This window comes from Ornithinimicrobium sp., assembly GCF_035267225.1.
Taxonomy (GTDB): domain Bacteria; phylum Actinomycetota; class Actinomycetes; order Actinomycetales; family Dermatophilaceae; genus Ornithinicoccus.
Genome location: NZ_DATFMA010000069.1, coordinates 1 through 13902, shown reverse-complemented (window position 1 = coordinate 13902; position 13902 = coordinate 1). Strand labels below are relative to the sequence as shown.

Sequence of the window (13902 nt, the reverse complement as noted above, 5' to 3'; positions counted from 1 at the left end):
CGGTGGTGCGCGGGGTCACCGCAACCGCAACCGCCCGGCCGCAGACCGGCGCCCGGTCGACGGCGACCACCTTCAGCCCTGGTCGCGGTGTGGCACTGTGAGGTCATGACGCCCCGGGCTCGTGTGGCCGATGTCGGCGACGAGCGCACGCGCTCACACCAGCGGGCCTGGTCCTGGTACGACTGGGCCAACTCGGCCTACGTCACCACCACCGGGACGGTGTTGATCTCGCCGTACCTCACGGCACTCGCCCGGGCGGACGCCTGCCCCGGTCTCCCGGCCGACCAGGCGTGCCGGACTGACCTGTCCGTGCTCGGCGTCCCCGTCGCGGTCGGCTCCCTGGCCCCGTACACGATCACGGTAGCCACCATCGTCTCGGCCGTCTTCCTGCTCGTGGTGGGGGCCGCGGCGGACCGGACCGCCCACCCGACCCGTCTGCTCGGGGCGTTCGCCTGGCTGGGCTCCGCGGCCGCGATGGGGATGTTCTTCCTCACCGGGACGAACTGGCAGCTCGGTGTCGTGCTGCTGATCGTGGCCAACCTGTGCCTCGGCTCCTCGATCGTCGTGTACGACGCGTTGCTGGTCCGGATCGCCCATCCGGACGACCGGGATGCGGTCTCCTCCCGCGGCTGGGCGCTGGGCTATCTCGGCGGTGGGCTCCTGCTCGCGCTCAACCTCGGGCTGCTGCAGGTGCACGAGGCCCTGGGCGTCAGCTACGAGATGGCCGTCCGGCTCAGCCTGTTCTCGGCCGGGGCCTGGTGGGCGATCTTCACCCTCGTGCCGGTCTGGGGTCTGCGCCGTGTCGCCGGCACCACGCGGGAGCCGGTAGCCGCCCGGTCCGGCACCGTGCTCGGCGCCTTCACCCAGCTGCGCAGCACATTTCGCGAGATGCGCCTGTTCCCCCAGACCCTGCTGTTCCTGCTGGCCTACCTGTTCTTCAACGACGGCATCCAGACGGTGATCTACTCCGCCAGCCTGTACGGCTCCGAGGAGCTCGGCTTCGAGGCGGGGCAGCTGATCCTCACGATCCTGCTCGTGCAGTTCGTCGCCTTCGGTGGCTCGCTGCTCTTCGGCCGGGTGGCTGGGCGTTTCGGGGCCAAGCGGGTCGTGCTCGCCGGACTGGCGCTGTGGACAGCAGTCGTCGCGTTCGCGTTCGTCGTGCCCGCCGGTGCCTACGCGGTGTGGCTGGTCTGTGCCACCTGTATCGGCATCGTGCTCGGCGGCACCCAGGCGCTGTCGCGATCCATGTACAGCCAGCTGGTTCCGGCTGGGCGCGAGTCGGAGTTCTTCAGCTTCTACCAGGCCATGGAACGCGGGACGAGCTGGTTGGGCACGCTCGCCTTCGGCCTGATCTTCCAGCTGACCGGTTCCTACCGGCTCTCGATCATCGCGTTGATCGCGTTCTTCGTGATCGGAGGGCTGTTGCTGGCCCGGGTGGACATGCGCAAGGGTATTGACGACGCGGGGAACCAACAGCCGGCCATCGTCTGAGCCCGCGCGCGGTATCGTGACCGAATCGGAACAAACCGGGGCGGCGGGGCGTTCTCTTCCACAACGCTTTTTCCACTCATGACGTGTCTGTGACACGAGGGGAGTTTTGCATTATGGCCGAAAGGTCTCTGCGCGGCACCAACCTGAGCTGGCTGTCTTTCGAGAGTGACGAGGGCGTCACGTTCAGCGATCGCTCGATCACGAGCTACACCTGCCCACAGGGCCACATCAGCGAGCTTCCCTTCTCGGTGGAGGCTGACGTGCCCGCGGTGTGGGAGTGCCGCTGCGGGCTGATCGCCAAGCTGAACGACGGCCCGGAGCCGGAGACGAAGGCCAGCAAGCCCCAACGCACGCACTGGGACATGCTGCTGGAGCGCCGCTCCATCCCCGAGCTGGAGGAGCTGCTGGAGGAGCGTCTGACCTTGCTACGGCAGCGCCGCGGCGAGAAGCCGACCCGCAAGCGGACGGCCTGAGCGCGGCCTCACGGCGAGTCCGGGTCCTGCACGACCTCTCCCTCGATCACCTGCCCGCGCCCCGGTCGGGGTGAGGAGTCACGCGGTCCCGGGGGCTGCTGTGACCCTCCCGGCCCGGTGACCGAGCCGAGGAGCTGACCGGCCACCACGGTCTGCAGCCACATCCGCGTGATCGGACGCGTGAACGGGAGCACCAGGAACAGGCCCAGCGCGTCGGTGAGGAACCCGGGCGTGAGCAGCATGGCTCCGCCCACCAGGACGAGGCCCGCGTCCGCGAGCTCCTTGGCGGGGGGTTCCCCTCGCCTCAGTGCCGTGCGCAGGCGGTTCCATGTGCGTCGCCCCTCACGATGCACCAGCGCAGCTCCCAGCACGCTGAGCGCGACCAACGCCCCGAAGGTCCACCACGGCCCGACCGCCTGTCCGACCGCGATGATGGTCACGATCTCCAGCAGGGGCACGAGCAGGAGGCCGGCGAGGATCAGCCGGCCGGTTCGGCGGGACCGACGGGCCCCGGAGGGTCGGGTGGTGCTCATCGCGCTCCTTTCAGGATGGAGACGACCTGTCGGGTACGCCGGGTCACACCCCAGGCTGTCACCCGAACCAACGCTTCCAGCACGATCGAGGTGCCCATCTTGGACGTCCCGCGCTCTCGTTCCACGAACTCGATCGGCACCTCCACCATACGCAGTCCGCGGTCGAAGGCGCGCAGCGTGAGGTCGACCTGGAAGCAGTACCCGTGTGAGGCGACGTCGTCGAGACCGACCCGGTCGAGCGCCTCCAGGCGGTAGACCCGGAAACCCGCTGTGGCATCACGGACGGGGACGCCGAGAGCCACCCGGACGAACAGGTTCCCGCCGCGGCTGAGGACCGTGCGGTGCCACGGCCAATGCCGTACCGCTCCCCCGGGTACCCATCGCGAACCGATCACGACGTCCACGTGGCGAGCAGCCGTCAGCAGGCGGGGTAGGGCCTCCGGCTGATGCGAACCGTCGGCGTCGATCTGCACCGCGAAGGTATAGCCGCGCTGGCGCACCCACGTCAGCGCGGCCATGTAGGCCCGGCCGAGCCCCTCCTTGCCGGGGCGGTGCAGGACGTGCACCGCCCGGTCGCGCCGAGCCAGGGCATCGGCCAGATCACCCGTGCCGTCCGGCGAGCAGTCGTCCACCACGAGGACGTCCACCGCGGGGACGGCGCCGCGCAGCCGCCGGAGGAGACCTTCCAGGTTGTCACGCTCGTTGTAGGTCGGCACCATCACGCAGATACGCCCCGGTGGCGCGGCGGTGCCCTCCGTGCTCGCGCTCATGCTGTCGCGGCCGGGTAGCTCGACGCCGCGGAGGTGCGTCGGGCCCGGTGACGCCGTACCACGGTCATGGCCACGAGCCCGACCACGAGGCCGACCGCCACCCGCTCGGGCCACGGGCCGAGGCGCACCGCGGGGGTGATCTCGGTGCGGCGGGTCACCGCCTCGGAGATCACCGCCGAGGTGAAGAGGTCGGTGCGCTGGGAGACGGACCCGTCCGGGGCGACGAACCCGCTCACCCCGACCGTGCTGATGTGGACCACCGAGCGACCGAGCTCCACCGCCTTGACGCGTGAGGCCGCGAGCTGCTGCACCGACTCGTCGGTGAAGCCGAAGGTGGCGTTGTTGGTGGGCACGAGCATGATCTCGGCTCCGTCGCGCACGGTCCGAGTCATGAGGTCGTCGATCACCACCTCGAAGCAGATCGCCACACCGAGCTCGAGCGTGCTCGAGCGTGCGTCGCCGGTCTCACCCCCGTCGAGCGGCACCTCGAGCACGCCGACCTCGTCGCCGGCCGCGAAGTCGGTCCTCACGAGGTCCACCTTGTCGGAGAAGCGCCGGAAGAACGACCGGTAGGGGATGTACTCGGCGAAGGGCACGGGGCGTTGCTTGACGTAGGACTGCACGGGGCCGACGCCGGGCAGGTAAAGCAGGCTGGCGTTTCTCAGCTCGTCCCCCGGGGGAGCCAGAACGGCTCCGACCACCACGGGGGCGTCGACGGCGGTGACCGCCGCGGAGATGACCCGGGCGGCATCCGGGTTGCGCAGCGGGTCGATGTCCGAGGAGTTCTCGGGCCACACCACGAGGTCAGGCCTAGGGACGTCACCCGCTGCCACGTCGAGCGCGGCCTGTCCGGTCGCGGCCGCGTGGTTGTCCAGCACCGCGCGGCGCTGCGCGTTGAACTCCAGTGTCATCTCGGGCACGTTGCCCTGCACCGCAGTGATCTGCGCGGTGGGACCGTCCACCGGACGCTCGATCAGTGACGGGGACAGCAGCACACCACCGGCCACGACGGCCGCGACGAGGGCTCGGGCCCAGCGCCGGGCGAGGGGGCGGGCGGCGTCCGAGACGACCAGGTGGTGTACCGCGGAGGCGAGGAGGGCGCCACTGAGCACCACCGTGAAGCCCAGGCCGGGAACGCCGAGCCACCGCACGATGCCCAAGGCCGGAGAGTCCGCCTGGGAGAAGCCCAACCGACCCCACGGGAAACCGCCGAAGGGCGTGGTGGCCCTGGCGAGCTCGGCCACGACCCAGACCAGGGCCACGGCCAGGGGGCGGACCCGTCGTCCCGCCCCCGCGCCCTGCAGATAGGCGAGCAGGGCGCTGCAGGCGGCCACGTAGAGCGCCGAGAGAGTGGCAAGGGCGAACCACGGCAGGAAGCCGACGAAGATGCCGGACCAGGACAGCAACGGAAGGAAGTAGCCCCAGCCGGCGATGAGTCCCAGCAGGAACGCCGAGGCGACGCCCGAGCCGAGAATGGCCAGGAGCCACGTCGCGATACCCACCGGAGCGAGGAACCAGAGGTTCAGCGAGGGGAACGCGGCCCACAGCAGGAGGCCTCCTGACGCGGCGCCCAGACCACGCAGCAGCAGCACCCGACCACCCTAAGTGACGCGCCTCGCGGACAGTCGTGCTCGCCGATGAGCCAGGGCCCCCAAGCCGTTGGGGCCAGAGGGTACGCTGACGCCGCCCTGCGACGAGCGAGCCCCCTGTTGTCTACTAGGCCCAGCGGGCCCTGGCTGCCCCACCATGGCGGGTGGGCATCGACACATTCCTAATGTAGTTGTCGCTCACGAGGTGTCAACTCTGGGATGACCTGCGTAGACACGCCAAAGATGCAGGTCATGGACGCCTCCGCGGACAAGGTGTGGCACGGACTAGATTGGCTCGGCGGGCGTGTCGTCGAGCGACACGCCGATGCGAGCCCGGAAGGGGCGAGGTGCTCATGGTCACGACGGCACGTGGGGGTCGGGGAAGCCCGGCCCCGACCCCCCAGCCGCGACGACGTACCGACAACGCTCGCCGCCGCGTGACGAGGGTCTTCTCCCCCTTCTGGGTGGTCCCGACCCTGTGCTGCGTCACTGCCTTCGCGCTGGGCTTGCTACTCCCGGAGCTGGACCGGCAACTCGTGGAGTACGTTCCCTTCCTGTTCCCGGCCGGCGCCGATGGCGCGCGGACGATGCTGTCCACCATCGCCGGGGCCATGATCTCGCTCACCGGCTTGGTCTTCTCGATCACGATCGTCGTGCTGCAGCTGGCCTCCTCCCAGTTCTCCCCCCGGGTGCTGCACAACTTCCTCGACGAGCGGGTGCCCCAGTTCACCCTGGGCGTCTTCGCTGCGTCCTTCGTCTACGCCCTGACCGTCATGCGCACGGTCAGCGACTCCGTCGCCGGGCCGCAGGCCGGTGTGCCGCAGATCGCCGTGACCTGCGCTTTCCTGCTGGTGCTGGTCTCGGTGGCGATGTTCTTGGCGTTCATCCATCACATCACGGAGTCCATCTCCGTCGAGCACATCGTGCAGGAAGTCGGCAGCGAGGCCCGTGACCTCCTCCAGGCCAGCCGTCGGGAGCGCACCTCGGCCAGCGACGAGAAGGACCGTCGTCCTCAGCCGGTCGAGGACTATCGCCGTTCCCGCGGTGTCGTGGTGGTCACGGCGTCCGACGGCTACCTCGACTACGTCGACGCCCCGGCTCTGGTCCAGACGGCCACTGAGCTGGGCTCGTGGATCGAGATGCTGCGCCCGGTGGGCACCTTCCTGGTCGCCGACCAGCCGCTCGCCCTCGTCCATCCGCTCGACTCTGCTGCCGTAGATGCCGGTCGGTGCCAGGAGGAGGTCGCGACGGCCGTCCCGCTTGCGGCCAGGCGCTCGATGGAACAGGACGTCAGCTTCGGCATCCGGCAGCTCGTCGACATCGCCGAGCGGGCCCTCTCACCCGGGATCAACGACCCGACGACCGCCGTGCAGGTGCTCAACGAGCTCCATACGATCCTGCGTTGCCTGGCGATCGAGCCAGACACTCCCGCCGCTCACCACGACCGGGAGGGGACGAGGAGGCTGGTGCTGCGGGAGTGGACGTTCGAGCAGTATCTGGACCTCTGCATCGACGAGATCTCCCACTGGGGTGAGTCCAGCCTGCAGGTGACCGGCAGGCTCCAGGAGCTGCTGTCCGCCCTGGAACACGCAGCGCAGCCCGAGCACCGACCGAGCATCCAGCGCAAGCTGGCTCAGGTCACTCAGGCGGGCTCTCGGCGATGACGACGACACCGCGAGCGGTGGTGGCGACCAGGGGTGGGTCCAGCCGACGTGCGGCGGACGCGGAGACCTCGGGGGTGGCCCGCGCCGTGACCTGGAGGGTGAACTCGATCTCGCGGCTGCGACGTCCGACTCGCACCAGGGTCGCTGTGACCTCGATGCAGTCCCCTCCCGCGACGGGCGAGCGGAACTGGACGTCGCTGTAGGACGCGAACAGGCCCTCGTCCCCGTCGGTGCGCACGCAGAGCTCGGTTGCGGCATCACCGAACAAGGCCAGACCGAAGGCCCCGTCGACCAGGTTGCCCGCGTAGTGCGCTCGGTCGTAGGACACGTAGCGCCGGTGCACGACACCCATGCCTTCCGTCGGCGGTGCGTGCGCGGGAACAGGCTCGGTCTCGGGCATCAGGAGCTCCTCCCGGTGATGGAGTGGACCAGGTATGACGCGACGTCGCCCGGGGTGGTGCCGCGACCGAAGATGCGGTCCACCCCGAGCTCGGCCGCACTCCGCTCGTCGAAGCGCGGACCGCCGGCGACGAGCACGGGCACCCGGCCGGCCGGGTAGGCCTCGCGGAAGGCAGCCGACATCTCCCGCGTGTTGTGCAGGTGGGCGTCGCGCTGGGTCACCACCTGGCTGACGAGGACGGCATCGGCACCCTCGTCCCGGGCGCGTTCGACCAGCTCCGGCACCAGCACCTGGGCGCCGAGGTTGACCACGGCGATCTCCGAGTAGTACTCCAGGCCCTTGTCACCGGCGAAGCCCTTGATGTTGAGGATGGCGTCGATGCCGACGGTGTGGGCGTCGGTGCCGATGCACGCCCCCACGACCACCAGGGGTCGTCGCAGGCGCTCCTTGATCGCGGTGTTGACCTCTCTCGGCGAGAGCAGGGGGTAGTCCCGCTCGACGATCTCGACGTCGGCGGTGTCCACCAGGTGGCTGCTCGACCCGTACACGACACAGAACGTGTGCTCGGGCCCCATCGCTGCGGCGTGGACCAGCATCGCCGGCTGCAGGCCCATCTTGGCGGCCAGCTGCAGTGCGGCACCCTCGGTGACCTTGTCGTGCGGTAGTGGAAGAGTGAAGGACATCTGCACCATGCCGTCGCCGGTGGTGTCGCCGTAGGGACGGACGACGCGGCCGGTGCTCATGATGCGCTCCCCCAGCCGTCGGCCTCCAGCAGCTCGATGGCCGGGTTGCAGTACAGCTCGGAGCGCTCGGCCACGCCGTCACCGCCCTTGCCCCCGTCGGCGGGTCGCTTCATCGACCCGAACGTGCCCCGACCGATCGCCTCCAGGAGCGGGCTGCTCACCCCGGTGGCCTCAGTGGCACGGGCGCCGGGTTCGGCCTCGCCCTGGGTCAGCATCTGCTCCAGGAGGGCGACGGTCTCCTCCAGCACCTCCCGGGCGCGACGGGCGATGAAGCCGTCCGGTGGTGGCTGGAAGTCCTCGGTGAGCCCTCCGGCGGCGTTGAGCACGTACCGCACGTTGGACAGCGCCAGGCCGCGGTCGGACAGGAAGGGCGTGACCACCGCCTCGGTCATCATCCCGACCAGCAGAATGGACTGGCCGGTCATCGCTCCCGCGAGGTTGAAGAAGCCGTCCAGCAGGTATCCCCGGAAGATGTCGCCGGTCATGTGCTTGGTGGGTGGCATCCACTTCAGCGGTGCGTTCGGGAACAGCTGCCGGGCCAGGAGTGCGTGGGCCAGCTCGAGGCGGAAGGACTGTGGCACGTCGGGGTTGATCTCGAAGGCGTGCCCCAGGCCGAGCTGGGCGTCGGCCAGTCCCGCCTCCTTGGCGAAGAACTCGTTGATGAGCTGGGAGGCCGTCACCGTATGGGCGGCCTCCACCGCGTCGGCGGTGGTCAGGTAGTTGTCCTCGCCGGTGTTGATGATGATCCCGGCGCGGGCGTGGACCTGCCGGGAGAAGCGCTGGTCGACGAAGGTGCGGACGGGGTTGATGTCGCGGAAGAGGATGCCGTACATCGAGTCGTTCAGCATCATGTCCAGGCGCTCCAGACCGGCCAGGGCGGCGATCTCGGGCATGCAGAGCCCGGAGGCGTAGTTCGTCAGCCGGATGTACCTGCCCAGCTCGACCGAGACCTCGTCCAGCGCCCGCCGCATCAGTTCGAAGTTGTCCTGGGTGGCGTAGGTGCCGGCGAAGCCCTCTCGGGTGGGGCCCTCGGGGACGTAGTCGAGCAGGGACTGTCCCGTGCTGCGGATGACGGCGATGACGTCGGCCCCGTCGCGAGCGGCCGCCACCGCCTGGGGGATGTCCTCGTAGATGTCGCCGGTGGCCACGATGAGGTAGATCCAGGGCCGCTGCGGCGGGTCGCCGCAGCGGTCGACCATGGCCTGGCGCTCGAGTCGCGCGCGGTCGAGGCGGTCCATCCCGGGACGGACCGCGGCCGTGGCGTCGGCGCGGGCCAGCCTTCGGTCCGCCTCGTCCGGCACCCGGAACCGGACCGCCTTGGCACTGGCCTTCTGGGCCAGCGTGAGCAGGTCGGGCGCTTGCCCGAGACGCAGGGCGTCCCAGACCGGCACCGCGACGCCGTGCTCGATCCCGACCTGCTCACGCACCGCGTCGAGCAGATGGTTGACCCAGGGCACACGCTCGTGGTCGGCGCCTCGCAGCCCTGCCAGGCGCAGGGTGGCCCGCTCCACCGAGACCGTGGTGTGGGCCCGCGCGATCTGGACCACGGGCTGACCCAGCTGGGCGGTGAGGGACCGGGCCCGCTGGACCACGTCCGGGTCGAGGTCCAACCGCGGCGCGGCCCTAGCGGGTCCCGACGATGCGGCGGGAGAGACGGTTGGCGTGGTACTCATGACATCCCTTCGGATCGGGAGCGCTCGAAGGCTACGTGTCCCGCGATCACCGTGCGCCGGGCGATCGGCGCCGGGTCATCAGGGCGCTCGAACGTCGGTAGCCCCGAGCCTTCCGCTGACCGCGTCGCCCCTGCGGCGGGCTCCGGCGGGTCATCCCAGACCACGTAGGTCGCCTCCGCTGCGGGGCGCAGCACGCCGCCGTCCAGCCGGGCCATGGCGTACCCGGCGCTGGTGTGTGCCGTGAAGGCCTCGACCACGCTCAGACGCTGCTCGGTCCGGTGGTGGGTGGCCGCAGCCCGCACCGCACCCCACGGGTCCAGCGGCGTCACCGGGCTGTCGGAGCCGAAGGCCACACCGACACCGGCGCGCAGCATGTCGCGCAGCGGCAGCACCGACAGAGCACGCTCGGGGCCCAGCCGGGCGGAGTACATCCCCGCCTGGCCCCCCCACAAGGCGTCGAAGGCGGGCTGGATGCTCACCCACACGCCGAGCTCGGCCAGCGTGCGCAGCGCCGCCGGGTCGGCGAGCTCGACGTGCTCCAACCGGTGGCCCACGGCCCGGAAGGCCTCCAGGCCGACGATGTCCGCAGCGGCGGTCAGCCCCTCGCTCACGGTGGCCAGGGCCGCGTCACCGATGACGTGCATGCCCGCCTGGATGCCCGCTCGGGTGCAGGCCACCATGTGGTCGCGGATCTCGGCGGCGTCGAGGTAGCCGAAGCCGTGCTCGTCGGTGGGCGAGCCCGCGTCGTCCAGGTAGGGCTCGCGCAGGTGGGCCGTCCGCGAGCCGAAGGAGCCGTCGGCGCACAGGTCGCCGGCCAGACCGTTCACCCCCAGGTGGCGGTGCAGCTCGGCGGCACGCTCGCTGTCTTCGACCAGCTCGCCCCAGTAGGCGACGGTCCGGGGGCGCCCTGGCCGGGTGCCGGCTTCCAGCACGTGGTGGATGTCGTCGAAGGAGGTCAGGTGGTCGGCGCCGGTCTCGTGGACCAGGGCGATGCCCTTCTCCGCGGCGGCGCGCAGCGCGAGGTCGAGGTAGTGCTCGCGGTCGTTGGCGGTCATCCCCGCGGTGAAGGCCGCCGTCACCGCGGCGAAGGCTTCGCGCGTCACCCGGCCCGAGCCGTCCCAGCCCTCCAGCCCGTGCACCCGGGCCACGGCGGCCATGGCGGAGGACACGCTGGCCGAGTGGGCGTCGACGCGGGGGGCGTACACCACCCCGCCGTAGGTCGCGCGGTCCAGCTCGGTGGCGGTGAGCGCCCTGCGCTCGACCCACCGCGTCTCGTCCCAGGAGTGGGCGTAGATCGGACGGCCCCGCGTGTGCCGCGCCGCCGACTCGATGAGCCGCAGCGCCTCGGTCACCGACTCGGTCATCGACAGGTCGATGCCGTCCAGCCCCTGCCCGGTCATCGTCAGGTGCACGTGGGCGTCGCAGAACGCCGGCGTGACCAAGGCCCCCCCGCAGTCGAGGATCTCGTCACCGGCCGAGGCGCTCATCTCGGTCATCGCCTCGCGAGCCTGCTCCTGCGTGCCCACCCATCGCACCACCCCACCCTCGGTGAGCATCGCCTCGGCCACCTCGGGGGCCGTGGAGGACCATGGCGGTGCCCCGGGGTAGATCTTGGCGCGGTGCAGCAGCGTGCGGGCGGGACGGCTCATGGGTCAGTAGTCTGCGCCGTCGGCAGCCGGCCGTCGAAGGCCGCCCGCACGCCCGGTCGGGTCCGCACCAGCTCCAGGGCGAGCTCGGCGTGCCCGGGCGCGTAGCCGTTGCCGATCAGCATGGTGACGTCGGCGGCCAGCCCCTCGGCGCCGAGGGCAGCCGCGGCGAAGTCGGTGGCCATGGAGAAGTAGACGATGGTCCCCCCGTCGGCCGTGGCGAGAACCGCGGGTTGTTCGCATCCGGGGACGTCCACGCAGACGCAGGTGATGTCGGCGGGCCCGCCCGCTGCGCCGACCCCGTCGGCGACCTGCACCGGGTCCCGGGCGTCGGCGACGACCACCTCTTCGGCCTCCCCCGCGGCCCTGATCCGGTCGGCCTCGCCCCCGTCACGCACCACGGCGATACGGCGCCGGACCCCGGCCCGGCCGGCCGAAGCCAGCGACAACATCCCCGACTTGCCGGCAGCGCCGAGGACACACACCGTGGGCTGGCGTCCAGTCCGCTCCCGGTGCTGTCCGACCAGCCGGTCGACCAGGGCCGGTGCCCCGCAGACGTCCATGACCATCAGGGCCACCTCGGCGGGGAGGTCGGAGGGCAGGGCGGCGGCCACCGAGCGCCCGAAGAGGATGGCGTGGCCGGCGGCCGGCACGTTGGGCTCGAGCCCGTCCCAACGGGTGAGGCCGTCGCTGATCTGCAGTGGGGTCAGGGCCAGGGACACCAGGGTGGCCACCGGTTCCCCCGGGCGCAGGCCGAGGGTCGACGCCGGTCCGACCTCGGCGACGCGGCCGATGAGCATCCCTCCGGAACCGGTGACCGGGTTCTGCATCTTGCCGCGCTCGGCCACGATGTCGAGCACTGCCTGGCGCAGCCGGGGGCCGTCGGGCCGACCGGAGGCATCGGTGTGCGCCCGGCTGAGCTGGGCGAACGAGGCGGCGTCCAGGTGCAGCACGTCTACATCGACCCGCACCTCGTCCTCGGCCATGAGCTCAGGTCGGGCGTCCAGTCGCCGTGCGGCCTGAGGCAGCGCTCCGGCCGGCTGGTCGAGCACACGGTGCAGCCCCAACGGGGACGGCGACGGCATACCTTCCTCCGATCGGCAAGAAAAGCAGGAAATCATCCGGCGTGTTGTTTCTATCTCGGGATGTCATCCGTAGCATGGCAGGTATGACCGCAAAGATCGAGCAGCCATACCGGTACCGCCAGCAGGAGCTCGTCGAGCCTGACTGGACGCGGTTCCCGGGCTGGGCCGACGTGTCCGCCGAGCAGTGGGCCGACGTGCAGTGGCAGCGCTCCCACTGTGTCAAGAACGTCGCCCAGCTGCACACGCTGATGGGCGGCCTGCTGTCCGAGGACTTCTACACCGACCTGGAGCGTGACCAGCGCGAGCGCGCCACCATGTCGATGCTGCTTCCTCCGCAGATGCTCAACACCATGGTCAGCGAGACCACCTGGGCCCAGCACGGGCGGGGCGAGCGGATGCCGAGCCCGGGTGAGGCGTTCACCGCCGCGTTCCGCGCCGACCCGGTGCGCCGGTACATGCTGCCGGTGTTCTCCGACCGCCGCACCGACTGGCCCTCCCACCCCCTGGCCAGCCGAGACTCTTTGCACGAGCACGACATGTGGGCCACCGAGGGGCTGACGCACCGCTACCCGACCAAGGTGCTCGCCGAGCTGTTGCCCACCTGCCCGCAGTACTGCGGGCACTGCACGCGGATGGATCTCGTCGGCAACTCCACCCCCACCGTGGTCAAGCTCAAGATGGCCGGGAAGCCGGTGGACCGGCAGCAGGCCATGCTCGACTACATCGCCGCCACTCCGACGGTGCGCGACGTCGTGGTCTCCGGCGGCGATGTGGCCAATATGCCCTGGAAGAACCTGGAAGCCTTCCTGGACCGGCTGCTGCAGATCGAGACCGTTCGGGACGTGCGCCTGGCCACCAAGGCCCTGATGGGGCTGCCGCAGCACTGGCTGGCGCCGGACACGGTGGCCGGGGTGGCCCGGGTGGCGGAGAAGGCGCGGCACCAAGGGGTGGGGCTGGCCATCCACACCCACGTGAACAGCGCACAGTCGATGACCCCGCTGGTGGCCAGGGCGAGCCGCGCCATGCTGGAGGCGGGGGTGCGTGACGTGCGCAACCAGGGGGTGCTGATGCGGGGGGTCAACGCGAGCACGACCGAGCTGCTGGACCTCTGTTTCGCCCTCGCCGACGGAGCTTCGATCACGCCGTACTACTTCTACATGTGCGACATGATCCCCTTCGCCGAGCACTGGCGGGTCTCGCTGCGGCAGGCGCAGCACCTGCAGCACGACATCATGGGCTACCTGCCCGGCTTCGCGACACCACGGATCGTCTGCGACGTCCCCTTCGTCGGCAAGCGCTGGGTGCACCAGGTGGACGACTACGACACGGAGCGCGGCATCTCGCTGTGGCGCAAGAACTACCGCACCTCGATCGAGGCCGACGATGTCGACGTCACCAGCGCCGAGTACGCCTACTACGACCCCATCGACACGCTGCCCGCGGCCGGTGCCGACTGGTGGCGCCGCCACAGCGACGCGCAACGGACCCACGAGGTGGCTGCGGCCGCCGCGGCCACCTCGCGGGAAGCCTCCCTGGCCCAGCTGGTCTGAACGGCGGCGTGCTAGAGCCGGTCCCGCCAGTCGTGCTGCTGACGGAAGCCCAGCACCTCGCGCGCCTTGCGGTTGGTCATGAGTGACTCGTACTCACCGTGGTCGGCGGCCAGCGGTACGCCCGGGAAGTGCGTGGCGGCCAGTTCCTGGGCGCTCTCGTGGGCCACGTTGGTGTCGTTGGTCGCGTTGAACACCTGGTAGCCGAGCCCGTCGGTGCGCACCGCGAGGTCCACGATCTGTCCCAGGTCGCGAGCGTCGACATAGTTGAACGCGTTGCGGCGACGC

The 13902-nt window shown here is 70.6% G+C and carries 12 protein-coding genes and 1 pseudogene; 4 read left to right on the top strand and 9 right to left on the bottom strand.

Annotated features, from left to right (window positions below; all coding sequences use genetic code 11):
* Positions 1-105 precede the first annotated feature (105 nt).
* Together VJ976_RS06230 and VJ976_RS06225 are read left to right on the top strand one after the other, a co-directional pair.
* Complete coding sequence (locus VJ976_RS06230; protein WP_324099251.1) at positions 106-1491, top strand: MFS transporter; 1386 nt, start codon at positions 106-108, stop codon at positions 1489-1491.
* A 113-nt stretch (positions 1492-1604) separates the two neighbouring features.
* A complete protein-coding gene (locus VJ976_RS06225) occupies positions 1605-1964 on the top strand; it encodes an RNA polymerase-binding protein RbpA (RefSeq protein ID WP_324099250.1) in 360 nt (119 codons plus the stop codon).
* A gap of 8 nt (positions 1965-1972) precedes the next feature.
* Here VJ976_RS06225 and VJ976_RS06220 read toward each other — a convergent pair whose 3' ends face one another.
* The 3 genes from VJ976_RS06220 to lnt are packed head-to-tail and all read right to left on the bottom strand — an operon-like array spanning position 1973 to position 4859.
* A complete protein-coding gene (locus tag VJ976_RS06220; protein ID WP_324099249.1) occupies positions 1973-2497 on the bottom strand; it encodes an FxsA family protein in 525 nt (174 codons plus the stop codon).
* The gene (locus VJ976_RS06215; protein ID WP_324099248.1) at positions 2494-3267 is read right to left on the bottom strand and encodes a polyprenol monophosphomannose synthase; all 774 of its coding nucleotides are present in this window, start codon (positions 3265-3267) and stop codon (positions 2494-2496) included. Before VJ976_RS06215 ends, VJ976_RS06220 begins: the two co-directional genes overlap by 4 nt.
* Complete coding sequence (lnt, locus tag VJ976_RS06210; protein ID WP_324099247.1) at positions 3264-4859, bottom strand: apolipoprotein N-acyltransferase; 1596 nt, start codon at positions 4857-4859, stop codon at positions 3264-3266. The genes VJ976_RS06215 and lnt overlap by 4 nt, the downstream gene beginning before the upstream one ends.
* A 434-nt stretch (positions 4860-5293) precedes the next feature.
* Between lnt and VJ976_RS06205 the strand changes: the two genes are divergently transcribed.
* Positions 5294-6520, top strand: a complete 1227-nt coding sequence (locus VJ976_RS06205; protein ID WP_324099246.1) for a DUF2254 domain-containing protein — start codon at positions 5294-5296, stop codon at positions 6518-6520.
* Here the strand turns inward: VJ976_RS06205 and VJ976_RS06200 are convergent.
* Genes VJ976_RS06200 through VJ976_RS06180 form a run of 5 tightly spaced genes read right to left on the bottom strand, consistent with a single transcriptional unit; the run spans position 6495 to position 12067 of the window.
* Complete coding sequence (locus VJ976_RS06200) at positions 6495-6920, bottom strand: hotdog domain-containing protein (RefSeq protein ID WP_324099245.1); 426 nt, start codon at positions 6918-6920, stop codon at positions 6495-6497. The two genes, VJ976_RS06205 and VJ976_RS06200, sit on opposite strands and share 26 nt — an antisense overlap.
* Positions 6920-7663 (bottom strand): OAM dimerization domain-containing protein, encoded by a 744-nt coding sequence (locus VJ976_RS06195; RefSeq protein ID WP_324099244.1) that lies wholly within the window; start codon positions 7661-7663, stop codon positions 6920-6922. The genes VJ976_RS06200 and VJ976_RS06195 overlap by 1 nt, the downstream gene beginning before the upstream one ends.
* Positions 7660-9336 (bottom strand): lysine 5,6-aminomutase subunit alpha, encoded by a 1677-nt coding sequence (locus tag VJ976_RS06190; RefSeq protein ID WP_324099243.1) that lies wholly within the window; start codon positions 9334-9336, stop codon positions 7660-7662. Before VJ976_RS06190 ends, VJ976_RS06195 begins: the two co-directional genes overlap by 4 nt.
* Complete coding sequence (locus tag VJ976_RS06185; protein WP_324099242.1) at positions 9333-10985, bottom strand: amidohydrolase; 1653 nt, start codon at positions 10983-10985, stop codon at positions 9333-9335. The genes VJ976_RS06190 and VJ976_RS06185 overlap by 4 nt, the downstream gene beginning before the upstream one ends.
* Positions 10982-12067 (bottom strand): L-erythro-3,5-diaminohexanoate dehydrogenase, encoded by a 1086-nt coding sequence (locus VJ976_RS06180; RefSeq protein ID WP_324099241.1) that lies wholly within the window; start codon positions 12065-12067, stop codon positions 10982-10984. Before VJ976_RS06180 ends, VJ976_RS06185 begins: the two co-directional genes overlap by 4 nt.
* A gap of 83 nt (positions 12068-12150) precedes the next feature.
* Between VJ976_RS06180 and VJ976_RS06175 the strand changes: the two genes are divergently transcribed.
* The gene (locus VJ976_RS06175; RefSeq protein ID WP_324099240.1) at positions 12151-13617 is read left to right on the top strand and encodes a lysine 2,3-aminomutase; all 1467 of its coding nucleotides are present in this window, start codon (positions 12151-12153) and stop codon (positions 13615-13617) included.
* Between the two features lie 11 nt (positions 13618-13628).
* Here VJ976_RS06175 and VJ976_RS06170 read toward each other — a convergent pair.
* Positions 13629-13902, bottom strand: a pseudogene (locus VJ976_RS06170) (NAD(P)-dependent oxidoreductase); the annotation flags it as partial.

What these genes read in the sequence shown, in the direction of transcription:
- VJ976_RS06230 (WP_324099251.1), top strand. Translation starts at nt 106, where the DNA reads ATGACGCCCCGGGCTCGTGTGGCCGATGTCGGCGACGAGCGCACGCGC.
- VJ976_RS06225 (WP_324099250.1), top strand. Translation starts at nt 1,605, where the DNA reads ATGGCCGAAAGGTCTCTGCGCGGCACCAACCTGAGCTGGCTGTCTTTC.
- VJ976_RS06220 (WP_324099249.1), bottom strand. Translation starts at nt 2,497, where the DNA reads ATGAGCACCACCCGACCCTCCGGGGCCCGTCGGTCCCGCCGAACCGGC.
- VJ976_RS06215 (WP_324099248.1), bottom strand. Translation starts at nt 3,267, where the DNA reads ATGAGCGCGAGCACGGAGGGCACCGCCGCGCCACCGGGGCGTATCTGC.
- VJ976_RS06200 (WP_324099245.1), bottom strand. Translation starts at nt 6,920, where the DNA reads ATGCCCGAGACCGAGCCTGTTCCCGCGCACGCACCGCCGACGGAAGGC.
- VJ976_RS06195 (WP_324099244.1), bottom strand. Translation starts at nt 7,663, where the DNA reads ATGAGCACCGGCCGCGTCGTCCGTCCCTACGGCGACACCACCGGCGAC.
- VJ976_RS06190 (WP_324099243.1), bottom strand. Translation starts at nt 9,336, where the DNA reads ATGAGTACCACGCCAACCGTCTCTCCCGCCGCATCGTCGGGACCCGCT.
- VJ976_RS06185 (WP_324099242.1), bottom strand. Translation starts at nt 10,985, where the DNA reads ATGAGCCGTCCCGCCCGCACGCTGCTGCACCGCGCCAAGATCTACCCC.
- VJ976_RS06180 (WP_324099241.1), bottom strand. Translation starts at nt 12,067, where the DNA reads ATGCCGTCGCCGTCCCCGTTGGGGCTGCACCGTGTGCTCGACCAGCCG.
- VJ976_RS06175 (WP_324099240.1), top strand. Translation starts at nt 12,151, where the DNA reads ATGACCGCAAAGATCGAGCAGCCATACCGGTACCGCCAGCAGGAGCTC.